The organism is Bacillus sp. EU63, from assembly GCF_038592915.1.
Taxonomy (GTDB): domain Bacteria; phylum Bacillota; class Bacilli; order Bacillales; family Bacillaceae; genus Bacillus; species Bacillus velezensis.
The window spans coordinates 2256417-2279286 of the sequence record NZ_CP151944.1 but is presented as its reverse complement, the minus strand read 5'-3'; the positions used below and the strand labels follow the sequence as shown (position 1 = coordinate 2279286).

Genomic DNA, 22870 nt, shown 5'->3' with positions numbered 1-22870 from the left:
ATGGAAATGGTGAATTGGCTGTCTTTAGCCATGATTCCGATTATTATCGCCGGTATATTGATATACGGCACGATCAAAAAAGTGCCGACGTATGAATCATTCGTTGAAGGCGGAAAAGAAGGAATTGAGATTGCGTTTTCCATCATTCCGTATTTGGTCGGGATGCTGGTGGCGATTACCGTATTCCGGGCCTCAGGCGCGCTGGATTTTGTCATGGGGCTGTGCAAGCCTTTCTTTACAACGATCGGCATTCCCGCAGAAGTTGTGCCGCTTGCTCTGATCCGCCCGATTTCGGGAACGGCGGCGCTCGGCATGACGACAGATCTGATCGCCGTGTACGGGCCTGATTCATTTATCGGCAGACTGGCCTCGGTCATGCAGGGATCGACTGACACGACGCTGTATGTCCTGACGGTGTATTTCGGGGCGGTCGGCATCAAAAAAATGGGGGATGCTTTAAAGGTTGGTCTTCTTGCTGATTTGATCGGGGTGGTTGCATCAATCATCATAGTTACGTTATTATTTGGAAGCGCCTGAAATCAGGCGCTTTTTATATATCAGAATAACTCTCCCTGAAAAAGCTTGTTTGTTCAAGGGGAAAAAAGTAAGATTATACTTGAGGTGAACGACATGGAAAGACTGCAAAAAGTTATTGCTCATGCCGGCGTGGCATCACGCAGAAAGGCGGAAGAGCTGATAAAAGAAGGAAAAGTAAAGGTGAATGGAAAAGTAATAACAGAGCTCGGCGTAAAAGTGACCGGTTCTGATCAGATTGAAGTAAACGGATTAAAGGTGGAGCGGGAAGAACCCGTGTACTTTCTGCTTTATAAACCGAGAGGAGTGATCTCAGCAGCTGATGACGACAAAGGGCGGAAAGTGGTGACCGACTTTTTCAAAGAAGTGCCGCAGCGCATTTATCCGATCGGCAGGCTTGATTATGATACGAGCGGACTTTTATTGCTGACAAATGACGGCGAGTTTGCCAACAAACTCATGCATCCGAAATACGAAATTGATAAGACATACGTCGCCAAAGTGAAGGGGATTCCTTCCAAGGAACTTCTGAGAAAGCTTGAGCGCGGCATTCAGCTTGAAGAAGGCAAGACGGCGCCGGCCAGAGCGAAAATGCTTTCCCTGGACAAAAGAAAGCAGACGAGCATCATTCAGCTGACGATTCATGAAGGCCGGAACAGACAGGTCCGCCGCATGTTCGAGGCGATCGGTCATGACGTGCTGAAACTAAAACGTGAAGAATACGCATTTTTAGATTTAAGAGGCCTGCGCACAGGAGACGCAAGAGAATTGTCGCCGCATGAGGTGAAAAGGCTGCGGGCTTTAGCTGAACACGGTAAAAACGCTTTCTAATTTTCACATAACCTTCAAAAATTACAAAACGTGTTGATGATATAATTGAATGGATTTGCAGGCAGGGGAGGGGAGCAGTGTACAATGAACAAAAAACGGCGGCGTTTATTCATTCGGACCGGCATCCTTCTCATCTTACTCTGCGCGCTCGGATATACCATCTATAATGCCGTATACACAAACGGTGAGCGTATATCTGAGGGGTCCAAAGCCCCGAATTTCGCGCTGAAAGATACAGAGGGCAGACTCATAGAACTGAGTCAGTTAAAAGGAAAAGGTGTTTTTCTGAATTTCTGGGGAACGTGGTGCGAGCCGTGCAAGAAGGAATTTCCCTACATGGAGAATCAATACAAGCATTTTAAAGACCTCGGTGTCGAGGTGGTTGCGGTAAATGTCGGCGAATCAAAAATTGCAGTACATAATTTTATGAAAACATACGGCGTCAATTTCCCGGTTGCGCTCGATACTGACCGGCAAGTGCTGGACGCGTACGGCGTATCACCTATTCCGACGACATTTTTGATCAATCCCGACGGAAACGTTGTGAAAGTGGTGACCGGCACGATGACAGAACGCATGGTTCATGACTATATGAATTTAATTAAGCCGGAGGCGTCTTCATGAAAAAGGTCAAATGTGAATGCGGGCACGTGAATCCAGCAGGGACGGTTTTGTGCGAGTCGTGCGGGAAGCCGCTTGATGATCAAAAATCGCCGCTTGCGGATATGCGGTACGACGGCAGCGCAAGGCGTTCGCAAACATATAACAAAACAATCGTAGATAAGGTATGGAACTTCTTTTCTTCCGTAAAAGTCGGAATATGGCTGATCGTCATTACTCTGGCGGCGTCTGCTTTCGGCACGGTTTTTCCGCAGGAAGCTTATCTGCCGCCGGGCGCCCAGCCGGATACATATTATGAACAGCAGTACGGCATAATCGGTCAACTGTATTATCTGCTGGGATTTCATCAGCTGTACGGCTCATGGTGGTATATGCTCCTGATCGCATCCATTGGCATATCACTGGTCATCTGCAGCCTGGATCGGGTGATTCCTTTGTACAGGGCACTGAAAAATCAAGGAGTTCGGCGGAATCCGGTCTTTTTGAAGAGGCAGCGTCTATACAGCCGGACAGAAACCGAGCTGAGCGGGGATGCGGCTGATAGCCTCAGAACACGATTGAAAAAAAAGCATTATAGAGTGCGAGAACAAGAGGGAAGCATTCTGGCGGAAAAAGGCCGTTTTTCAAGGTGGGGGCCCTACGTCAATCATATCGGCCTGATCATTTTTCTGATCGGAGCCATGCTGAGATTTGTACCCGGTATGTATGTCGATGAAACGCTCTGGGTCCGTGAAGGCGAAACCGCCCAGATCCCCGGCACTGACGGCAAGTATTACTTAAAAAACAATCGGTTCACGATGCAGACATATAACAAAGACACTGAGAAAAAAGTATTCGCCGACGCCATTGACAGAGCCGGAAACGGCAAAGTCGCCAAATCCTTCACAACGGACGCGGTTTTGTACAAGAGGGAAGGCGACATTGTATTCGGTGAAAAGCCGAAGCTTAAAAGAGTCAAAGAAAACAATATCCGCGTCAATGAACCGCTGCGCTTTGACTCCTATTCTGTGTATCAGGTGGACTATAAAGAAAACCAGCTCGATCAGATGGTATTTCAGCTGATCGACCAAAAAACAAAACAGTCATTCGGCAAACTGAAGATCAATCTTCTTGATCCCGACACGGACTATGATCTTGGTAACGGTTACAAAGTGCAGATCGCCAGTTATCTTCCTGATTTTTATTTTAACAAGGACGGAGAACCGAGCACGAAAACGAAGGTTCCTAACAATCCGGCTTTTGTCTTTAAAATCACGGCTCCTGACAAGCCGAAAGGGGAGAAAAGTTTTGTTGCGATTCAGCAGACTGTTGAAGGTTCCGAAAGTAACAAGTACAAATTAAAATTCGACCATGTGGAAACGAAAAACATTACAGGACTCACCGTCAGAAAAGACTTAACCTTATGGGTGCTTGCCGTCGGCGGCGCGATCTTTATGATCGGCGTCATTCAAGGAATGTACTGGCAGCACAGAAGGATCTGGATCAAAACAGGTGATCATGAAGTGCTTGTGGCGGGACATACGAACAAAAACTGGTTCGGTCTGAAAAAAGATATCGAATTTGTTCTTAGCGGGACCGGGATTCAAGAGCCGGCCGATCAAAAAGAATTGGCCAAAAATCAGACCTAGTGAAAAAGGAGTGGTGTCATGGCGGAGCTGAGCGCAAATTTTCTTTATGCTGCCTTTTTGATTTATTTAATTGCCGTCCCGGTTTTCGGCGGCGCCATCCGGGGAACAAAAGGTGCTAAGGACGGTAAGGGCCGCTGGTCGGCTATCGGAATCACGTTAACCATTTTCGGATTTCTTTGTCATCTCGGCTACTTCATTGCGAGATGGTCGGCAAGCGGACATGCGCCTGTCAGCAATATGTTTGAATTTACGACGTCATTCGGCATGATGCTTGTTCTCGCTTTTATTATTATTTACTTTATTTACAGACTGCCTTCATTAGGCATGTTCACATTGTCTATCGCGCTTTTGCTTATCGCATATGCAAGCATGTTTCCGACAGACATCACGCCGCTTATTCCGTCACTGCAGAGCAATTGGCTGTACATTCACGTCACAACGGCGGCGCTCGGGCAGGCGATTCTTGCGATCAGTTTTGTAGCCGGCGTCATTTTCCTGTTAAAGCATGTCGACCAATCCAGACCGGGCAAAAAAACGTTCTGGCTTGAAGTCATCATGTTTATACTCGTGACGACCGTGGCATTTATCGCCGTCACGTCGGCATTCCGGCTGGCTGACTACAAAGCTGAATTTAATTGGGTGGATAAAAAAGAGGCCAAAAGCGTCATGATATATGATATGCCTGCGCTTGTCGGCCCGCATGACGGAGAACTGCTTACGGAAGGCGCAATGAAGCCGCTTATTGAGCTTCCGGCCATTTTTTCAGGCAGAAAGGTCAATACGGTGATCTGGTCGTTTGGCGCAGGTCTCGTTTTATACGGTGCGCTCAGGCTGATATTCAGAAAGAGAATCAGCGCTCTTATCAGCCCGCTCGTCAAAAATGTGAATCTGGACTTGGTCGATGAAGTCGGCTACCGCGCTGTTTCTATCGGTTTTCCGGTATTCACACTCGGCGCGCTTGTGTTTGCGATGATTTGGGCGCAGCTTGCATGGACGCGTTTTTGGGGCTGGGACCCGAAGGAAGTATGGGCGCTGATCACCTTTTTATTTTACGCAGCGTATTTGCACTTGCGGCTGTCAAGAGGCTGGCATGGCGAAAAGTCCGCGTGGCTTGCCGTCATCGGCTTCGCCATTATTATGTTTAACTTGATTTTTGTGAATCTCGTGCTTGCCGGACTTCATTCGTACGCATAGATGCAAAAAGCCGATACAGTTCTCAAGCTGCCGCACAGTTTGTTAAAATGAAAGTAACAGAAGGAAAGCAGGGGGAAAACGATGGATCAAACAAATGAAACTAAAATATTAGTAGTAGATGATGAAGCCAGAATTCGACGCCTTTTAAGAATGTACCTTGAACGGGAAAACTATGTGATTGAAGAAGCGGAAAACGGCGACGAGGCCATTAAAATGGGGCTGGCATCAGATTATGATCTGGTGCTCTTGGATTTAATGATGCCGGGAACGGACGGAATCGAAGTATGCCGGCAGCTCAGAGAAAAAAAAGCGACGCCGATTATCATGCTGACGGCAAAAGGGGAAGAAGCCAACCGCGTCCAGGGGTTTGAAGCGGGTACGGACGATTATATCGTCAAGCCTTTCAGCCCGAGAGAAGTGGTGCTTCGGGTAAAGGCGCTTTTAAGAAGGGCTTCCCAAACATCTTATCTGACAGCCAATACCCCGACAAAAAATGTGCTCGTCTTTTCGCATCTATCTATTGATCACGATGCTCACAGGGTGACTGCCGACGGCACAGAGGTGAGCCTGACGCCGAAGGAATATGAACTGCTGTACTTCCTGGCGAAAACACCGGACAAAGTGTACGACAGGGAAAAGCTTTTAAAAGAAGTGTGGCAGTATGAATTTTTCGGAGACCTCAGAACGGTGGACACCCATGTCAAACGGCTCCGTGAAAAATTAAATAAAGTATCCCCGGGAGCGGCGAAAAAAATCGTCACCGTATGGGGAGTCGGATACAAATTTGAGGTAGGCGCTGAATGAAGTTTTGGAAAAGCGTAGTAGGTAAGCTTTGGTTTACCATTCTTTCACTCGTGTTAATTGTTTTATTTATTTTAACGGTGCTGCTTCTGGAATTTATAGAAAATTACCACGTTGAAGAAGCGGAAAAAGATTTAACGCAGCTTGCCGATAAAATTGCGGTCATAATAGAAAATCATGAAGACCAGCCGCTTGCCAGATCCATCACGTGGGAACTGGCGGACAATTTAACGAGCATCGCGATCATTCAGGATGATAAGCATGTCTGGTATTCGCCCAATGACGATAATCATTTATCCTCTATTACATTAGAGCAGATCAAACATGACCGGGATCTGCACAAGGCGCTGACAGACCGCAAAAAAGTAAGCAAACGTGCGGTGCCCAACAATGCCGGTTCGGATAACGAACGGCTGATCGTCGGAGTGCCGTATGAAAAAGACGGCAAAAAAGGCATGGTCTTTTTATCCCAATCGCTGCTTGCCGTCAAAGATACGACGAAACATACAACCCGCTATATTTTTCTTGCGGCGGGCATTGCCATCGTCCTGACAACGTTTTTCGCGTTCTTTTTATCCAGCAGGGTGACATATCCCCTTCGGAAAATGCGGGAAGGCGCCCAAGACTTGGCGAAAGGAAAGTTTGATACAAAAATTCCGATTCTGACCCAAGATGAAATCGGGGAACTGGCTATTGCCTTTAATCAGATGGGACGGCAGCTCAATTTCCATATTAACGCGCTGAATCAGGAAAAAGAACAGCTGTCCAATATTTTAAGCAGTATGGCAGACGGTGTCATTACCATTAATATCGACGGCACCATTTTGGTGACCAACCCGCCGGCCGAACGTTTTCTGCAGGCATGGTATTATGAGCAGAACATGAACATTAAAGAAGGAGACAACCTTCCCCCTGAAGCAAAAGAGCTATTTCAAAATGCAGTGAACACGGAAAAAGAGCAAATGATTGAAATGACGCTTCAAGGAAGGTCATGGGTTTTATTGATGTCGCCTCTTTATGCGGAATCACACGTCCGCGGCGCCGTGGCCGTGCTCCGTGATATGACCGAAGAGCGCAGGCTCGATAAATTGCGTGAAGACTTCATTGCCAATGTCAGTCATGAGCTCAGAACCCCGATTTCTATGCTGCAGGGATACAGCGAAGCAATAGTGGACGACATTGCAAGCACCGAAGAGGAGAAAAAAGAAATCGCGCAGATCATTTATGATGAATCTCTTCGCATGGGCCGGCTCGTCAATGATTTGCTGGATTTGGCCAGAATGGAATCCGGACATACGGGCCTGCACTATGAAACGGTAAACCTGCATGAATTTCTGGAGAAGATCTCCCGCAAATTTTCCGGGGTAGCGAAGGAAAAAGGCGTTTCGCTCACAGAAGACATCTCGGTGTCTCAGCCGGAGTGTGTCTTTGACGAAGATAAAATGGAACAGGTGTTTACCAACCTTATAGATAATGCGCTGCGCCACACGGAGTCAGGCGGAAGCGTTCATATCGCGGCTCAGACCGTAAAAGACGGACTGAAAATCGATATCAAAGATTCCGGCTCGGGAATACCGGAAGAGGACCTGCCTTTTATTTTTGAACGTTTTTATAAAGCGGACAAAGCAAGAACAAGAGGCAGGGCGGGGACCGGGCTCGGGCTCGCCATCGTAAAAAATATCGTGGAAGCCCACGGCGGCTCAATTGCGGTTCACAGCAGCATCGACAAAGGGACGACGTTTACATTTTATATTCCGACAAAAGTGCAGGATGACGTCTGAAATTGACGAACAATCTTGTTCCATACGAAACACCCGCATGTTCTGCGGGTGTTTTTTATTTGTTTCTCCTTTAAAAATTTAAGAATATGTTAATATAAATTCCCTTCCAAATTCCAGTTTCTCGTAATATAGTTGTAATGTAACTTTTCAACGCATTTTTACGACAAAAAAGTGAACGGAGGGGTTTCCCATGGAAGAAACCTTTCAGATATTATATGATGCATACCATCAAGATTTATATCAATTTTTATTTTATATGGTAAAAGATAAGTCGCAGGCTGAAGATTTGGCGCAGGAAGTGTATATCCGCGTCTTGAATTCCTATCATACATTTGAAGGAAGAAGCAGTGAAAAAACATGGCTGTTGTCCATCGCACGCCATGTGGCGATTGACTGGTTCCGCAAGCAGCAGACGCTCAGACAGCGTATTATGGGTACGTTTGATTGGGATACACAAGATGTCAGAGATCAGCATTTGCTTCCGGACGAACTCGCCGTACAGCATGAAAACGTCCGGGAAATTTATACCGCGCTTGATCATTGCACCATTGATCAAAGAGCTGTTATTATCTTGAGATTTATTCAGGGATATTCCATTCAGGAAACAGCCGCCGCTCTCCGCTTCTCGGAAAGCAAAGTCAAAACGACCCAACACAGAGGGCTCAAAATACTTCGGAAACAGATGGAGCTTTTGAGGGAGGAGCTAATGGATGATGAAGTCATATTGGAACGAAGAAAGAGTAGAGGAGTTGTTAAGACAACTTCCGGCGGTTAGAGATCATCGTTCACCCGAGGCCATTTACCGGAATATTGAAACGGGTAAACCGTACAGGAAAAAGCCGGCCCGAAGCTGGATCGGCCCCGCCGCAGCCGGCGTCTGCGCATTGTGCATCGCTCTGATTATATCTCCTCACCTGATGACAAACAAATCTTCCGGTGATCTGACCGCTGACAGCCGCCAGACTGAAAAAGCCAGTCAGTCAGCTTCTGTCAAGCCGCCGGATCAGAAGACGTTCGTCGTCTCAAACCAAAACAAAAACAATTACATTACTTTGGCATTTGCCGATTCAGAAACATCCGCCGTCATTCCGGTCAGTTTTGAAAAAAAGAAGCCGGATGAATCGGTTTCAGAGGCTTTATCCGAAGCGGAAAACCTAGAAGTGCCCGAATCCTTCCTGTCTGTGCCGAACCTTTTGGACGGTGTGCAGGTAACGGCGGATAAGAAGGATTTGCTTGTGCAGGTAAACGGACGGCTTTCTATCGAATCAGTTGCCGATGCTGACTTATTGAAAAAGATGCTGAAAGAGACTTTGACATGGAGTCCTTACGAGCGGATTAAATTGAAAAAGGTTCAAAACGGAGCCGGACAGGATTTTTATAAATCTTATGGCATTTCCGCTGAGATGTCCGTACATAAACAGACAAACCGGGCGTATTTTTCTTACAGCGACAGTCTGGGACAAGAGTATCTCATCCCGTCTGAACAAACCTATTATTCAGTATATCAGGCTATTGACGGGATGAAGACAACAGACGGAGGCTCACAGACCGCGAGCATTATAGAAGCAGATGCGATTGCATCGGTATCGGAAAGGGAAGACGGCGAGCAGCTGCGGATTCAATTGTCCGAAAAACATACGGTTGAAGATTCGCTGGAAGGGATTTTAATGATCGAAGGGCTTCTGTTAACTGCGAAGGAATTCGGTTATTCTGAGGTGCTGTTCACACATGCGCATACAAAGAAAATCGGTAATTATGATGTGACAAAACCTATCGCTGTGCCTGCCGCGCCTAATCCGCTTCCAAGCCATTAAACGTAAAAAAACCCAAAACATATGAATGTTTTGGGTTTTTTGTTGGTTACGGAAGGTCAATCAGTTTAACGGAAACAATATCCTGAACTGAAGTCAGCTCATTGACGACTTTATCATCTAAATGTTTATCAAAAGAAAGCATCATAATGGCTTCTCCGCCTTTTTCTTTACGGCCTACCTGCATGGTAGCGATATTGATATCGTTATCGCCGAGGATGCGTCCGACGCGTCCGATTACACCAGTCGTATCCTGGTGCTGGATATAAACGAGGTGGCCGGCAGGATTTAAGTCAATATTAAAGCCGTTCAGTTCAACGATTCGTTCACCGAAGTGAGGGATATACGTAGCCGTTAACGTAAATGTGCTCCGGTCTCCGGTTACTTTTACGCTGATGCAGTTATCATATCCTGATTCATTGGAGGAAATCTTCTCGCTGAAGCTGATTCCGCGTTCTTTTGCTACACCGCCGGCGTTCACTTCATTGACCGTTGAGTCTACACGCGGTTTTAAGAAACCGGACAGCAGGCTTTTTGTAATAAATGATGTTTCAAGTTTGGCGATGGTGCCTTCATATTGAATCGCAACATCTTTGACGGGTTCCTTCATACATTGTGACACGAGACTTCCGATTTTATCGGCAATTTGGTGATAAGGCTGGATTTTTTTGAATTCATCTTTCGTCATCGCAGGCAGATTGATCGCTGACATGACAGGCAGACCTTTTGCAAACTGCAGCACTTCTTCAGAAACCTGTGCCGCGACATTCAGCTGTGCTTCTTTCGTTGAAGCGCCTAAGTGAGGTGTGGCGATCACCAGCGGATGGTCGGGAAGCTTTGATTCAACTGGCGGTTCCACTTCAAACACGTCAAGGGCAGCGCCTGCGACATGGCCGCTTTCCAGCGCTTCCAAAAGCGCAGCTTCATCAATAATTCCGCCTCTTGCGCAGTTGATAAGGCGGACGCCTTTTTTCGTTTTGGCAATGGTTTCTCTGTTAAGCAGTCCTTTTGTTTCCTTTGTTAAAGGCGTGTGGACGGTAATGATATCCGCGCTTTCAAGCACTTCTTCGAATGTCCGGCTGTTTACGCCGATTTTGCCGGCTCTCTCTTCGGTTAAGAAAGGATCGAATACATGAACCGTCATACCGAACGCTCTGGCGCGCTGGGCAATCTCGCTTCCGATCCGGCCCAGACCGACAATGCCTAAAGTCTTTCCGTAGAGCTCCGCCCCGACAAAAGCCGTCCGGTTCCATTCTCTTGATTTTACTGAGATATTGGCTTGCGGAATGTGTCTCATTAATGAAGAAATCATCGCGAATGTATGCTCTGCCGTTGAAATGGTGTTTCCATTCGGCGCGTTTATCACGATAACTCCATGTTTTGTGGCCTCATCGATGTCGATGTTGTCTACGCCGACACCGGCTCTGCCGACGATTTTTAAAGAAGTCATTTTTTTAAACAAATCTTCGGTTACTTTCGTGGCACTGCGGACTAACAGGGCATCAAAGGTATGTAATTCATCTTCTGCATCCGCGACGTTTTTTTGAACAATTTCTATAAAGTCTGATTCCATCAGCGGCTTTAAGCCGTCATTGCTCATCTTATCTGAGACCAAAACTCGAAACATTGTTAGATTTCCTCCTAGTTTAGCTGACTAAATATCTGATAATTTATCATATTCTCAATAGAGTGTCAATGTGTATTGACGCAGTAAAGGAGAAAAGGAAACCGCGGAATCAGCTGAAAATGGGGCTTCCCCAATATTTTATTTAAATTTGAGCAGTTCTCTATACAATTGCAATTTGATCATATATAATGTGAATAAATTCATAAGATCAATCTTCGGGGCAGGGTGAAATTCCCTACCGGCGGTGATGAGCATCATGCTCTAAGCCCGCGAGCTGCTTCGGCGGCAGGATCCGGTGAGATTCCGGAGCCGACAGTATAGTCTGGATGGGAGAAGATGGAGGTTCAGCAGACGTTTTGATGCTTATATCAAACGTTTCTTTGCCAATCCTTAGTAAGCTCCCGCTTTTTAACAAAAGCGGTTTTTTTATTGGGGCGCAAAGAACCTTTCCACTTTTCGAGAGATTTGATCGAAAAGGAGAGAGCATTGTGAAAGTAAAAAAATTAGTTGTCATCAGTATGCTTAGCAGTATTGCTTTTGTGCTTATGCTGTTAAATTTCCCGTTTCCGGGTCTGCCGGATTACTTGAAAATTGATTTCAGTGACGTTCCTGCAATTATCGCCATTTTGGTTTACGGGCCTGCGGCGGGGATTGCGGTTGAAGCGATTAAAAATATTCTGCAGTATATCATTCAAGGAAGCATGGCCGGCGTGCCTGTCGGGCAGGCAGCCAATTTTATCGCGGGAACGCTGTTTATTCTGCCGACAGCGTTTATGTTTAAAAAGCTCAATTCTGCAAAAGGTCTTGCGGTGAGCCTTCTGGCCGGAACCGCGGCGATGACCGTGCTGATGAGTATTTTGAACTATATTCTTATCCTGCCCGCGTATACTTGGTTTTTACATTCACCGGCACTGTCAAACAGCCAGTTAAAAACGGCGGTTGTCGCAGGAATTCTGCCGTTTAACATTGTAAAAGGCATTATCATCACCATCGTCTTTACGTTCATCTTTACGAAGCTGAAACCTTGGATTGAACAAAAACGCAGCATCCAAACACAATAAAGGCTTAAAGCGTCCGCTCTGTGAAAACAGCCGGACGCTTTTTTGTTTATGCTGATCGCAAAAAATAAGACTCCGGCCGATAACAGCCGGAGTCTTATTCAGGACGAAAAAGCTCCTCTCACGGGGAGGGCTTTTTTATTCGTATTTCAGCGGGTCGCCTTCGAACGGTTCATCCGCAACTTTGATTGAATCAGTAGGGCATCCTTCAAATGCGTCAATCATATCTTCTTCCAGAACTTCCGGAACTTCGACGACGCCTTTATTTTCGTCAAGCGTAACGAACGCAATGCCTTCATCATCATAATCATAAATGTCTGGTGCCGCAGCTCCGCAGGCGCCGCATGCAATACACGTATCTTTATCTACAATTGTGTACTTTGCCATGAATAAAACCTCCCAGATTGTTCGTGTTGGAACAAATGGTTTACCTTATATATTTTTAAATATAACACCTATTCCTCTTACTTATTGTAATGATGTTAGTGTCAAATTTCAACAGAAAAATGATTGAGAATGCTTATCACATAAGGGATTCTCTTTAGCACTTCCCCCTAAAAGATGACTTTAAACGTCAAATTTATATGAAAATCTGTTAAAATAAAAAGAACCAAAAAACGAAACTTGTCACAGAAGAAATGTAGGTGTGTTTAGATTGGCGATAAACTACTTTGATACCGTGGTTCTCGACTGTCTGGACAAAATAGACGGCGAACGGACTCCGAGTGCTGTGTTTCATTTATTAAAAGGAAAAAAGTCGTCTCAAACCATTCAGGATGCCGGCTTATTTCAGATCGCTAAATATTTCGGCATGGCTTCACAGTGTGAACGCGGCGATATTACGGCTTCTTTGCATAAACTCACCGAGAACTCATACATTACAGCCGGAAAAGAAGAGGGAACGTGGAAAGTGACTGCGCGCGGCGTTCAAAGGCTTGAACGGGCGTTTGCCGAGCGGCCTTGGCCGAAGGACTGCCACGGCGCGAATTATCAAACGCCTGCTGGCACCCTGTGGAGGCGGCTTTCCCTGCTCATTCAAGTCCTGTCAAACAAAGAGCATCAATGTAGTCAATATATCCCGGTTACCAACGATGTGCAGACGCTGAGATGGATCAAACGGTTCATGCGGAAAAACAGAGATGCTAAAGAGCTTTCCGTCCAAATGCATGACGCGCTGTTTCAGCTTCTGCAAGGCGTAAGTGAACGGCAGGCGCTTATTTTTGTCTATTCTTTAACTTCATTCAACAGAATCGGCAAAACGAATAAGCAGCTCGCTCTCCAGCTGAACGAAGATGAATGGTATGTGTCCGTCCAGTTTTGGGGAGCGGTACATTATGTTATTCAATCGCTTCCGCAATGTGCATATCCCGCTCTGCGCGAGCTGCTGTCCGATCTGCAGGCGGAAAGCGCGCTGACACAGTCTGCCAGAAAAACCTTTGAGCTGTTGGAAAAAGGGTTTCCGATTGAACGGATCGCCGCGGTCAGAAATTTAAAAACCGCCACAATCGAAGATCATATCGTAGAAATATCATTGCACCAGCCTGCATTTTTTATAGAACAGTATCTTTCTGAAGAGGAACAGCGTATGATAACGGCATTTGCAAAACAGCATCAAACGAATAAAATTAAACGGATTCGCGAAGGAATGCAGATGCGCTTCAGCTATTTTCAGATCAGGCTGGCGCTGGCAAAGACGGTGAATCAGCATGACTGAGCTGCATAAAGCTTTATCCAGGTATTTTGGTTTGCATTCCTTTAAAAAAGGGCAGGAAGAGATTATGACTAGCGTGCTCCAAAAAAAAGATACGATCGCCATGCTTCCGACCGGCGGGGGAAAATCATTATGCTATCAGCTCCCGGGTTACATGATGGACGGGCTGGTGCTGATTATTTCACCGCTTCTTTCATTAATGGAAGATCAGGTGCAGCAGCTGAAAGCGAAAGGGGAAAAGCGGGTTGCGGCATTAAACAGCATGCTGAATTCCGCAGAGCGGCATTTTATTCTCAGCAACATCAGCCGGTATAAATTTCTCTATATGTCTCCCGAAGCCCTTTCTTCACCTTATGTGCTGAACCGTTTGAAAAATGTCCCGGTCAGTTTATTTGTTATTGATGAGGCTCATTGCATATCAGAATGGGGACATGATTTCAGGCCTGATTATTCGAAGCTCGGGCCTTTCAGGCAGGCACTCGGAAAGCCGCCTGTATTGGCGCTGACCGCAACAGCGACAAAAGAAACGCTCAGAGACGTGACGGATGTGCTCGGACTTGAGCATGCGGTGCGTCATCTTTATTCAGTCAACCGGCCGAATATTCTCCTGGCGGCAGAACATTTGGCGGATAATGCCGAGAAAATAAGCAGGCTCACGGAGCTTGCCGAAAAGCTTGAAGGCCCGGGTATCATATATTGTCCGACCAGAAAATGGGCGGAAGAGCTTGCGGCTGAGCTGAATGAAAAAACGGGAAAGCGGACGGATTATTATCACGGCGGAATGGATACAGGGGACAGAATCTTGATCCAGCAGCAATTTATCCATAACCAGCTTGATTGCATCTGCTGCACCAATGCGTTCGGCATGGGTGTGGATAAGTCAGATATCCGCTTTGTCATTCACTTTTATCCTCCCCAAACGGCCGAGGCCTTTATGCAGGAAATCGGCAGAGCGGGACGCGACGGCAGCCCGAGTGTCAGTATTTTGCTGAGGGCGCCCGGCGATACCGAGCTTCAGCAGCAGATTATTCAGACGGAAAGCCTGTCTGATTATGACCTGGGAGCCATTCTGGCCGTCATACGGGATGCCGGTACGGGTGATGAGCGAAAGCTTCGGGACGTTCTGATCAATAAGGGCGTCCAGGAAACACAGGCGCGAACGGCCGTCCATCTGTATCTGCAAGGAAAAACCACAAAAGAGCAGCTGCAGGAAGAACTGACATACCGCGTGGAAAAGAAGCTGCGTAAAATGAATCGTTTTTCGGCGTTATTAGAGCGGAAAGAATGTATAAGAGAAGCGCTGCTGTCTTATTTTGATGAACCGTATGAGCCTGAAGGTCAAACCGGACAATGCTGCAGCAGCTGCGGACTTGATCTGGCTCCGTACGAGCAAAAAGGAGAACGTAAAAACATGGAACGGTTTGAAGATTGGAAGCTGGAATTAGGCCGGATTTTCGGTTCAGAGTCTGCGGGTGAGTTCAGCTGAGACGGCAAAGCGAATTGATCCGGCAGCTCTCAGACCGGGAGATTGTGATGCAGCTGTATGCCACCCAATTGCTCATATTGGCGGTTTCAGCTGTTATTGGCTTTTTCTTTTTCACCGACATTCACGATTTTTTAAAGCTGTGGCATATACGTGACGATAATATCATATGGTACGGTGTAACTCTTGCCGTACTTGTCATTTTTGCCGATCTTGCGGTGATGAAATGGTGTCCTTCGCATTTATATGATGACGGCGGCATTAATGTATTGCTTTTTAAGAACAGGCCGGTTTTGCACATTTTGTTTTTGACGCTTCTCATTTCGTTCAGCGAAGAGATTTTGTTCAGAGGCGTTCTGCAGACACATATCGGCTTATGGGCCGCCAGCTTCATTTTTACCGTGCTTCATTTCAGATACTTGGCGAAGTGGCTTCTGTTTATGATGGTTGCGGGCATCAGTCTTTTGCTGGGGCTTATCTATGAATGGACCGGCAATTTATTCGTTCCGGTTACAGCGCATTTTATTATTGATGCGGTATTTGCCTGTCAGATCCGTTTTCAATATGTTAGGAGGGGTTTCTATGACGGAAATGTCAAGAGTTGAAAGAAGAAAAGCTCAGCTGCGTGCCGAGCAGCAGGTTGCCGCGGCCGCGGATGAACAAATTGAATATCTTGAAGACAGCCTCCCGACAAGACAATCTGTAAAAGAGGAGCGTAAAAAAAAGGAAGAGCAGGTGAAGGAAAAAACCAAAACAAAAACGCCGCTGTTCACTTTTCTGACCGTCCTGTTCATTATCGTAACAATCGGTGTCTTTTTCGGTCTTCTTTATATGACGAACAGCAGCAGATTTGACCCGAAGGACTATGAAGATGTCTTCATTGACCACAGTGAAAGCGCGCCTGCCGTTATTCCGAAAGGCGCTCAGAAAGAAACGTCAGAAACCGCTCTTTTAGAACAACCGAAAAAAAAGTCTGACGACAAAGATAAGAAAGAAGCGGCTACATCTGAAAAAACAAAAGAAAAACCAAGTGAAAAAACACCTGAAAAAACGGAAACGCCCTCAGAAAAACAAGTAAAGCCGACAGACACCGAATACGCGGAGACAAAACAGCAGTCTCCGCCGGCTGTCCGTGAAAAAGCGGCTCCGGCTGCCGCGAGTGATCAAGCCGGGACTGTCCCGAAAAATGTGCGAACCGTACAGCATACTGTACAGCCGAAAGAAACGCTTTACCGCATTTCAATGAAATATTATAAAAGCCGGGCGGGCGAAGAGAAAATCCGCAGCTACAACGGATTAAACGGAAACGACGTGTACACCGGCCAGGTTCTGAACATTCCGCTGTCTGATTAAAATAAATGCATGTTTTCACCGTGTTTTTCATATAGTGTACCAATGAAAACGGACAAGGTGTGAAGCGCATGGATTCTTTATGGAAGCAATTAGACCGATTTGCTGACGGACCGACGAAACAAATGCTTCAGGCGCTGGTGAAACGGAAATTAAAATACGAAAATTATGCCGCACAATGCCGAAGATGGCAGTGGGCGTCCCTCGTTTGTTTTTCCCTGATGTGTATACTGCTGATGTTTAAAAGCTTTAATGCCCCCCAAGCCTCTCCGCAGCTGATTCTGCAGGAAATATTAGGCCATACGGTTTATTTGTGCTGGATTATGGCTTCCGCTTTTGCGTACTGCACTTCTTATTATTTTAAAAAAAAGGAAGAAAAAGCTGAGGGTGAATTTCATAAACTGAGATGTGAAATTATCCAAAAAAGCACGGATTTATGGCCCCAGCCTGAAAAATGGAGGGCGAGAGAATCTGTTTTTCACTTGATGAAACATCGGTATGATATCAATCTTTATTTTGAAAGCAAATAAAATGAGGCGTTTTCCGGAAAGGATAGAAACGTCTTTTTTTGTTTGTCCGTCTAATGTAAGACAATGACAGAATGGAGAGTGCGTTTATGAAGCTTACAGCGGGAATTCTCGGCACATTGGCGGGAGCGGCTGCGGTTATGGCGGCCGTCATGTACAAAACGGCAAACGGCAGCCATTTGAAAACACATACATTTACGCTTGATAAAATGAAAGGGATGAAGCCGCTCACCATCTTCTTTATATCTGACGTGCACCGCCGTTTAATTGATGAAAAGCTTCTCCGCGAAGCGGCAGTTTATAAGCCGGATGCCGTTTTGCTCGGCGGTGATTTGGCGGAGGGCGGAGTTCCTTACGCCAGAATTGAAGAAAACATCAAACGTCTGACGGCTCTCGCGCCTGTCATTTATGTGTGGGGAAATAATGATTACGAGGTCAGCCAGCAAAAATTGCTCTCACTTTTACGGGCATACAAAGTGATTCCGCTGAGAAATGAATCGGTTCAGTTTGCTTATAAAGGGGAAACCGTTACGATCTGCGGGGTGGATGATATCAGAATGATGATGGATGATTACGAATCTGCAATCAGATATACGGATGCTGACAAAGTAAACCTCCTGCTTTGCCATAATCCTGACATCCATGAGCAGATGAGGGAGTCAGACGGGATTGACGCTGTGTTCAGCGGCCATACGCATGGCGGCCAAATCCGTTTCGGCCGGTTCGGGCCGTATGAATTGGGCGGGACGGGAACGGTAAAAAAAGCGCATTACCTGATCAGCAACGGCTACGGGACGACAAAAGTTCCGCTGAGGCTCGGGGCGAAGCCGGAGACGCATATGATTACGCTGTGCGGACCGGATGAGCCGTTTTCCTGAAACAACCCGGCCGCGGTGATAAAAAACGGCATTCTGCTTGTCTTCCCGCTGTACACGGTGTAAACTGATAACAAATTAAGAACCTATGACTCATTTATTCATATACTGTGTTATATGATTTGTGTGCAAGAAGAGGCAGGAGGGAACATTATGCGGCTTGAGCGTCTGAACTATAATAAGATTAAAATCTTTTTAACCCTCGACGATCTGACTGATCGGGGACTGACAAAAGAAGACCTCTGGAAGGACTCGTTTAAAGTCCACCAGTTATTTAAAGATATGATGAATGAAGCAAATACAGAGCTCGGCTTTGAAGCGAATGGTCCGATCGCGGTGGAAGTATATTCTCTTCAGGCACAAGGTATGGTTGTGATTGTAACGAAAAATCATGACGCGGATGCAGAAGATGACGAATATGACGATGATTATATCGAGATGCAGGTCAAACTTGACGAAAGCCCGGATATTATTTATCAGTTCCATTCGTTTGAAGATATCATTCAGCTAGCCGGAAGCCTTCACCGAATCGGGATTACCGGCGGCACCGTCTACCACTATGAGAACCAATACTATGTAAGCCTTGAAGACCTCGGCTCCCGTTCCGCCGAAGGTGTCATCGCGGTGCTGGCTGAATACGGACACCCGGCGACGATTACGATTTACAGGCTCCATGAGTACGGAAAACTCATCATGGACGGCAATGCTGTGGAGACCATCCAGAAACATTTTTCATAAAAAAGATTTGAAACGGCAGCTGTTTTCAGCGGCCGTCTTTTTTAAGCGAAATAATGGAAAAATCATTGTCTTTCTTCTATGCACGGAGATATTGAAGGTGTATACTAGTCACTGAAAGGGAGCATGAGAGAAACAGAAGATTTTAGGAGGTTAACTCAAATGGCAGCCGATCGATTCACCGGTCATAATGAAGAAGACAAACATGATGTATTAAAATCAACCCAAACCGTAATACATAAAGCTCTGGAAAAATTGGGGTATCCAGAAGAAGTGTATGAACTGCTGAAAGAGCCGCTCAGATTATTAACGGTTAAAATTCCTGTTCGGATGGATGACGGGTCTGTGAAAATATTTACAGGCTATCGTGCGCAGCACAATGATTCCGTAGGTCCGACAAAAGGCGGTATTCGTTTTCACCCGAATGTAACTGAAAAAGAGGTGAAAGCACTTTCCATCTGGATGAGTTTAAAATGCGGAATTATTGATCTTCCTTATGGCGGTGGTAAAGGCGGAATTGTTTGTGATCCGAGAAATATGTCATTCAGAGAGCTTGAAAGGCTGAGCAGGGGATATGTAAGAGCAATCAGTCAGATTGTCGGACCGACTAAAGACGTCCCGGCACCTGACGTATTTACAAACTCACAGATTATGGCTTGGATGATGGATGAATATTCAAGAATTGATGAATTTAACTCACCCGGCTTTATTACGGGAAAACCGCTTGTACTCGGCGGATCCCACGGCAGGGAATCAGCGACGGCAAAAGGCGTCACCATCTGCATAAAAGAAGCGGCCAAGAAAAAAGGTCTCGATATTCAGAACGCGCGCGTCGTCGTACAAGGTTTCGGAAATGCGGGCAGCTATCTGGCTAAGTTTATGCATGACGCCGGCGCGAAAGTTGTCGGAATTTCTGACGCGTACGGAGGCCTTTACGATCCGGACGGTCTTGATATTGATTATCTGCTTGACCGCAGAGACAGCTTCGGAACGGTGACGAAGCTTTTCAATGACACCATTACGAATCAGGAGCTGCTTGAGCTGGACTGTGATATACTTGTCCCGGCGGCGATCGAAAACCAAATTACAGAAGAAAACGCTGACCGCATCAAAGCGAAAATTGTGGTAGAAGCGGCAAACGGACCGACGACACTGGAAGGAACGAAAATCCTGACAGACAAAGGAACGCTGCTGGTTCCCGATGTTCTGGCGAGCGCCGGCGGTGTAACGGTTTCTTATTTCGAATGGGTTCAAAACAACCAGGGCTTCTACTGGAGTGAAGAAGAAGTCGAGGAAAAACTGGAAAATATGATGATAAAATCGTTTAATAATATTTATGAAATGTCCCAAAACCGCCGGATTGACATGAGGCTTGCGGCTTACATGGTCGGCGTGCGGAAAATGGCTGAGGCTTCGCGTTTCAGAGGCTGGATATAAACCAATCGTTTGCATAAACAAAAAAAATCTCCTATGATAATATAGGAGATTTTTTATATGAGTGGAAACTTATGATGGAAATGCCAATCGCAGGAGTTGAAGGACATGACAGAAGAAAAAGCAATTATAATAGGCGGAGGTCCTTGCGGATTATCGGCGGCTATACATCTGAAGCAAATTGGCGTGAACGCGCTTGTGATCGAAAAAGGGAATGTCGTAAACAGCATTTATAACTATCCGACCCACCAAACTTTTTTCAGTTCAAGTGAAAAATTGGAGATCGGCGATGTCGCCTTTATTACGGAAAACAGAAAACCGGTCCGAATACAGGCTCTTTCTTACTACAGAGAGGTTGTCAGAAGAAAAGAGCTGCGCGTAAACGCCTTTGAAACGGTGGAGCGCGTAACGAAACAGGAAGACGGCCGTTTTCTTGTAGAAACATCAAAAGACCGCTACCTCACTCCGTTTTGTATCATTGCGACAGGATATTATGATCATCCGAATTATATGAACATCCCGGGTGAAGAGCTTCCTAAGGTATTTCATTACTTTAAAGAAGGCCATCCTTATTTTGATAAAGATGTTGCTGTGATCGGCGGGAAAAACTCAAGTGTGGATGCGGCTTTGGAACTGGTGAAGTCCGGTGCGCGCGTCACGGTGCTCTACAGAGGACATGAGTACTCCCCGAGCATCAAGCCGTGGATTCTGCCTGAGTTTGAGGCCCTTGTCAGAAACGGCACAATCCGGATGGAATTCGGCGCTTGTCTTGAAGAAGTGACGGAAGATGAAATCATTTTCCGCTCCGGCCGAAATGAGACGGTCCGGCTGAAAAACGATTTCGTATTTGCCATGACGGGATACCATCCCGATCACGGTTTCCTCGAAAAAATCGGTGTGCGGATTGATGCTGAATCAGGCCGGCCGTTTTTCCGGGAAGAAACGATGGAAACAAATGTTGACGGTGTTTTTATCGCCGGAGTCATTGCGGCTGGAAATAACGCCAATGAAATTTTTATCGAGAACGGCCGTTTTCACGGCGGCTTGATCGCAAACGAAATATCAAAACGGCTGGGTAGAGAGAGCATATGATCATTCATATGCTCTTTTTTAAAAAAATTGAAAGATGTAAAAATATGAACAACATGGTACCATAGATATAGGAATATAAAGGAAAGAGGTTGCCTGATGTTTGCAATCATCTCTGCAGGAATTGCTCCCGGCATTGCGCTGTTAAGCTATTTTTATTTAAAAGATCAGTATGACAATGAACCCGTACATATGGTGCTGAGGTCTTTTTTTCTCGGGGTTGTCCTTGTGTTTCCGACCATGTTTATCCAATATGTTCTTGAAAAAGAGCATGTGGGGGGAGGAAGCTTTTTCGTTTCGTTTTTGTCTTCGGGATTTCTGGAAGAATCGGTGAAATGGTTCGTTCTGATGATCAGTGTGTATCCGCATGCTCATTTTGATGAGCATTATGACGGAATCGTTTACGGGGCCAGTGTGTCTTTAGGATTTGCCACGCTTGAAAATATTCTGTATCTATTCGGCCACGGCGTTGAGCATGCTTTCATAAGGGCGCTTCTGCCGGTCTCCTGCCATGCGCTGATCGGAGTGATTATGGGGTTTTATCTCGGAAAAGCCCGCTTTTCGCAGAAAAAAGCCCGTGTCAAATGGCTTGTGATTTCGCTGGCCGTGCCTTCATGTCTGCACGGTTCGTACGATTTTATTCTTACCGCCCTCAATCATTGGGTATATTATATGCTGCCGTTTATGCTGTTTTTATGGTGGTTCGGGCTGCGAAAGGCAAAAAAAGCACGCTCCGTCAATATGATCCAAGTGTGAAGAAACCGCGCGTCGCGTGCGGTTTCTTTTTTTATGCCTTGATGAGGGATAAGAAGGAAACGGTGTATAAAAATATCCGCGTGACAGACAATACGGGTACACTTTAAATTTTGCAGTAGGAGGCTTGAAGAGATGAAGTGCAAAGGAGCCTTTATGGCATGTCTCATTCTATTTTCTTTCGCCGCCGCTTTCTTCGATCATCATGAAACGGTTCATGCGTTTTCAAATCAAGTGATTCAAAGAGGCGCGACGGGTGATGATGTTATAGAATTGCAGGCCCGTCTTCAATATAACGGATTTTATAACGGGAAAATCGATGGTGTTTACGGCTGGACCACATACTGGGCCGTGAGAAATTTTCAGGAGAAATTCGGCATGAAGCCGGTTGACGGCCTCGTCGGGGCGAAAACCAAACAGGTGCTGATTTCAAAATCAAAATATTACCGTGAATATGTAATGGAGCAGATCCAAAAAGGGAATACGTTCACTCATTATGGCAACGTCCCATTGGAAAACCAAACAAAACCGAGAGCCGGAACGCAGAAGCCGGCGGGAACGAATAAGCCTGCTCAAAAGCCGCAAAACAATATAGGCGGCCAGTCAAATCAAAAGCAAAATACGACAGCGGCCAATATGCCTGGCGGTTTCTCAAACAACGACATCAATCTTCTGGCGCAGGCTGTGTACGGGGAAGCGCGCGGTGAGCCGTTTGAAGGACAGGTTGCCATCGCCGCGGTTATTTTAAACCGTATTAAAAGTCCGTTATTTCCGAATACGGTGGCCGGCGTCATTTTCGAACCGCTCGCGTTTACCGCCGTTGCCGACGGCCAAATATACATGCAGCCGAATGAAAGAGCAAAAGAAGCGGTTCTTGATGCGATCAACGGCTGGGACCCTTCTGAAAACGCGATTTATTATTTCAATCCTGATACGGCGACAAGCAAATGGATTTGGGGACGTCCGCAGATAAAAAGAATCGGAAAACACATTTTCTGTGAGTAAAAGTACGCAAAATGAGGTGTTA

Annotated in this window: 23 protein-coding genes and 1 riboswitch; of the genes, 21 read left to right on the top strand and 2 right to left on the bottom strand. The window is 46.1% G+C overall.

Annotation, left to right across the window (positions count from 1 at the left end):
• The 9 genes from spmB to NYE38_RS11235 all read left to right on the top strand — a co-directional run bounded on the left by spmB (position 1) and on the right by NYE38_RS11235 (position 9204).
• Positions 1-537 carry a spore maturation protein SpmB gene (gene spmB / locus NYE38_RS11275; protein ID WP_025649804.1) on the top strand — a complete coding sequence of 179 codons (537 nt, stop codon included), beginning with the start codon at positions 1-3 and terminating at the stop codon, positions 535-537.
• A 93-nt stretch (positions 538-630) separates the two neighbouring features.
• Positions 631-1365: a 23S rRNA pseudouridine(2605) synthase RluB gene (rluB, locus tag NYE38_RS11270; protein WP_007612296.1), complete on the top strand. Its 735-nt coding sequence runs from the start codon at positions 631-633 to the stop codon at positions 1363-1365.
• 84 nt (positions 1366-1449) lie between these two features.
• Positions 1450-1989 carry a thiol-disulfide oxidoreductase ResA gene (locus NYE38_RS11265; protein WP_017418058.1) on the top strand — a complete coding sequence of 180 codons (540 nt, stop codon included), beginning with the start codon at positions 1450-1452 and terminating at the stop codon, positions 1987-1989.
• Complete coding sequence (locus tag NYE38_RS11260) at positions 1986-3614, top strand: cytochrome c biogenesis protein ResB (RefSeq protein ID WP_025649803.1); 1629 nt, start codon at positions 1986-1988, stop codon at positions 3612-3614. The genes NYE38_RS11265 and NYE38_RS11260 overlap by 4 nt, the downstream gene beginning before the upstream one ends.
• Positions 3615-3632: 18 nt before the next feature.
• Positions 3633-4808 (top strand): c-type cytochrome biogenesis protein CcsB, encoded by a 1176-nt coding sequence (gene ccsB / locus NYE38_RS11255; RefSeq protein ID WP_003153395.1) that lies wholly within the window; start codon positions 3633-3635, stop codon positions 4806-4808.
• Between the two features lie 81 nt (positions 4809-4889).
• The gene (gene resD / locus NYE38_RS11250) at positions 4890-5612 is read left to right on the top strand and encodes a DNA-binding response regulator ResD (protein ID WP_003153397.1); all 723 of its coding nucleotides are present in this window, start codon (positions 4890-4892) and stop codon (positions 5610-5612) included.
• Positions 5609-7390: an ATP-binding protein gene (locus NYE38_RS11245; protein ID WP_007409435.1), complete on the top strand. Its 1782-nt coding sequence runs from the start codon at positions 5609-5611 to the stop codon at positions 7388-7390. Before resD ends, NYE38_RS11245 begins: the two co-directional genes overlap by 4 nt.
• 190 nt (positions 7391-7580) lie before the next feature.
• Positions 7581-8165 (top strand): RNA polymerase sigma factor SigX, encoded by a 585-nt coding sequence (gene sigX / locus NYE38_RS11240; protein WP_340802534.1) that lies wholly within the window; start codon positions 7581-7583, stop codon positions 8163-8165.
• Positions 8140-9204 (top strand): hypothetical protein, encoded by a 1065-nt coding sequence (locus tag NYE38_RS11235; RefSeq protein WP_063636685.1) that lies wholly within the window; start codon positions 8140-8142, stop codon positions 9202-9204. The genes sigX and NYE38_RS11235 overlap by 26 nt, the downstream gene beginning before the upstream one ends.
• Positions 9205-9250: 46 nt before the next feature.
• On the opposite strand, the gene serA is transcribed toward NYE38_RS11235, so the two are convergent.
• Positions 9251-10828, bottom strand: coding sequence for a phosphoglycerate dehydrogenase (gene serA / locus NYE38_RS11230; protein WP_017418054.1), 1578 nt, complete (start codon positions 10826-10828; stop codon positions 9251-9253).
• Between the two features lie 207 nt (positions 10829-11035).
• Positions 11036-11170, top strand: a riboswitch (FMN riboswitch).
• A 146-nt stretch (positions 11171-11316) separates the two neighbouring features.
• Here serA and NYE38_RS11225 point away from each other — a divergent pair.
• Positions 11317-11889, top strand: coding sequence for an ECF transporter S component (locus NYE38_RS11225; RefSeq protein WP_003153402.1), 573 nt, complete (start codon positions 11317-11319; stop codon positions 11887-11889).
• Positions 11890-12024: 135 nt separating this feature from the next.
• On the opposite strand, the gene NYE38_RS11220 is transcribed toward NYE38_RS11225, so the two are convergent.
• Positions 12025-12273: a ferredoxin gene (locus NYE38_RS11220; protein WP_003153403.1), complete on the bottom strand. Its 249-nt coding sequence runs from the start codon at positions 12271-12273 to the stop codon at positions 12025-12027.
• 268 nt (positions 12274-12541) lie between these two features.
• Between NYE38_RS11220 and NYE38_RS11215 the strand changes: the two genes are divergently transcribed.
• The 11 genes from NYE38_RS11215 (at position 12542) to sleB (ending at position 22848) form a co-directional block, all read left to right on the top strand.
• Positions 12542-13600: a helix-turn-helix domain-containing protein gene (locus NYE38_RS11215; protein WP_017418053.1), complete on the top strand. Its 1059-nt coding sequence runs from the start codon at positions 12542-12544 to the stop codon at positions 13598-13600.
• Complete coding sequence (locus tag NYE38_RS11210) at positions 13593-15083, top strand: ATP-dependent DNA helicase RecQ (RefSeq protein ID WP_017418052.1); 1491 nt, start codon at positions 13593-13595, stop codon at positions 15081-15083. The genes NYE38_RS11215 and NYE38_RS11210 overlap by 8 nt, the downstream gene beginning before the upstream one ends.
• A gap of 14 nt (positions 15084-15097) precedes the next feature.
• The gene (locus NYE38_RS11205) at positions 15098-15685 is read left to right on the top strand and encodes a CPBP family intramembrane glutamic endopeptidase (RefSeq protein ID WP_017418051.1); all 588 of its coding nucleotides are present in this window, start codon (positions 15098-15100) and stop codon (positions 15683-15685) included.
• Entirely contained in the window at positions 15663-16433 is a 771-nt protein-coding gene (locus NYE38_RS11200) for a LysM peptidoglycan-binding domain-containing protein (protein WP_017418050.1), read from the top strand. Before NYE38_RS11205 ends, NYE38_RS11200 begins: the two co-directional genes overlap by 23 nt.
• Positions 16434-16501: 68 nt before the next feature.
• Entirely contained in the window at positions 16502-16960 is a 459-nt protein-coding gene (locus NYE38_RS11195) for a YpbF family protein (protein WP_007409443.1), read from the top strand.
• A gap of 86 nt (positions 16961-17046) precedes the next feature.
• The gene (locus NYE38_RS11190; RefSeq protein ID WP_017418049.1) at positions 17047-17835 is read left to right on the top strand and encodes a metallophosphoesterase; all 789 of its coding nucleotides are present in this window, start codon (positions 17047-17049) and stop codon (positions 17833-17835) included.
• Positions 17836-17985: 150 nt separating this feature from the next.
• The gene (locus NYE38_RS11185; protein ID WP_003153412.1) at positions 17986-18570 is read left to right on the top strand and encodes a genetic competence negative regulator; all 585 of its coding nucleotides are present in this window, start codon (positions 17986-17988) and stop codon (positions 18568-18570) included.
• A 159-nt stretch (positions 18571-18729) separates the two neighbouring features.
• Complete coding sequence (gudB, locus tag NYE38_RS11180; protein WP_003153413.1) at positions 18730-20004, top strand: NAD-specific glutamate dehydrogenase; 1275 nt, start codon at positions 18730-18732, stop codon at positions 20002-20004.
• A 105-nt stretch (positions 20005-20109) separates the two neighbouring features.
• On the top strand, positions 20110-21093 hold the full coding sequence (locus NYE38_RS11175; protein ID WP_007612270.1) for a YpdA family putative bacillithiol disulfide reductase: 984 nt from the start codon (positions 20110-20112) through the stop codon (positions 21091-21093).
• Positions 21094-21189: 96 nt separating this feature from the next.
• Positions 21190-21846, top strand: a complete 657-nt coding sequence (gene prsW / locus NYE38_RS11170; RefSeq protein WP_003153415.1) for a glutamic-type intramembrane protease PrsW — start codon at positions 21190-21192, stop codon at positions 21844-21846.
• A gap of 132 nt (positions 21847-21978) precedes the next feature.
• Positions 21979-22848 carry a spore cortex-lytic enzyme gene (gene sleB / locus NYE38_RS11165; protein ID WP_340802541.1) on the top strand — a complete coding sequence of 290 codons (870 nt, stop codon included), beginning with the start codon at positions 21979-21981 and terminating at the stop codon, positions 22846-22848.
• Positions 22849-22870: the final 22 nt, after the last annotated feature.

Coding starts and splice junctions, on each gene's coding strand:
- spmB (WP_025649804.1), top strand. CDS start 1: ATGGAAATGGTGAATTGGCTGTCTTTAGCCATGATTCCGATTATTATC.
- rluB (WP_007612296.1), top strand. CDS start 631: ATGGAAAGACTGCAAAAAGTTATTGCTCATGCCGGCGTGGCATCACGC.
- NYE38_RS11265 (WP_017418058.1), top strand. CDS start 1,450: ATGAACAAAAAACGGCGGCGTTTATTCATTCGGACCGGCATCCTTCTC.
- NYE38_RS11260 (WP_025649803.1), top strand. CDS start 1,986: ATGAAAAAGGTCAAATGTGAATGCGGGCACGTGAATCCAGCAGGGACG.
- ccsB (WP_003153395.1), top strand. CDS start 3,633: ATGGCGGAGCTGAGCGCAAATTTTCTTTATGCTGCCTTTTTGATTTAT.
- resD (WP_003153397.1), top strand. CDS start 4,890: ATGGATCAAACAAATGAAACTAAAATATTAGTAGTAGATGATGAAGCC.
- NYE38_RS11245 (WP_007409435.1), top strand. CDS start 5,609: ATGAAGTTTTGGAAAAGCGTAGTAGGTAAGCTTTGGTTTACCATTCTT.
- sigX (WP_340802534.1), top strand. CDS start 7,581: ATGGAAGAAACCTTTCAGATATTATATGATGCATACCATCAAGATTTA.
- serA (WP_017418054.1), bottom strand. CDS start 10,828: ATGTTTCGAGTTTTGGTCTCAGATAAGATGAGCAATGACGGCTTAAAG.
- NYE38_RS11220 (WP_003153403.1), bottom strand. CDS start 12,273: ATGGCAAAGTACACAATTGTAGATAAAGATACGTGTATTGCATGCGGC.
- NYE38_RS11210 (WP_017418052.1), top strand. CDS start 13,593: ATGACTGAGCTGCATAAAGCTTTATCCAGGTATTTTGGTTTGCATTCC.
- NYE38_RS11200 (WP_017418050.1), top strand. CDS start 15,663: ATGACGGAAATGTCAAGAGTTGAAAGAAGAAAAGCTCAGCTGCGTGCC.
- NYE38_RS11195 (WP_007409443.1), top strand. CDS start 16,502: ATGGATTCTTTATGGAAGCAATTAGACCGATTTGCTGACGGACCGACG.
- NYE38_RS11190 (WP_017418049.1), top strand. CDS start 17,047: ATGAAGCTTACAGCGGGAATTCTCGGCACATTGGCGGGAGCGGCTGCG.
- NYE38_RS11185 (WP_003153412.1), top strand. CDS start 17,986: ATGCGGCTTGAGCGTCTGAACTATAATAAGATTAAAATCTTTTTAACC.
- gudB (WP_003153413.1), top strand. CDS start 18,730: ATGGCAGCCGATCGATTCACCGGTCATAATGAAGAAGACAAACATGAT.
- NYE38_RS11175 (WP_007612270.1), top strand. CDS start 20,110: ATGACAGAAGAAAAAGCAATTATAATAGGCGGAGGTCCTTGCGGATTA.
- prsW (WP_003153415.1), top strand. CDS start 21,190: ATGTTTGCAATCATCTCTGCAGGAATTGCTCCCGGCATTGCGCTGTTA.
- sleB (WP_340802541.1), top strand. CDS start 21,979: ATGAAGTGCAAAGGAGCCTTTATGGCATGTCTCATTCTATTTTCTTTC.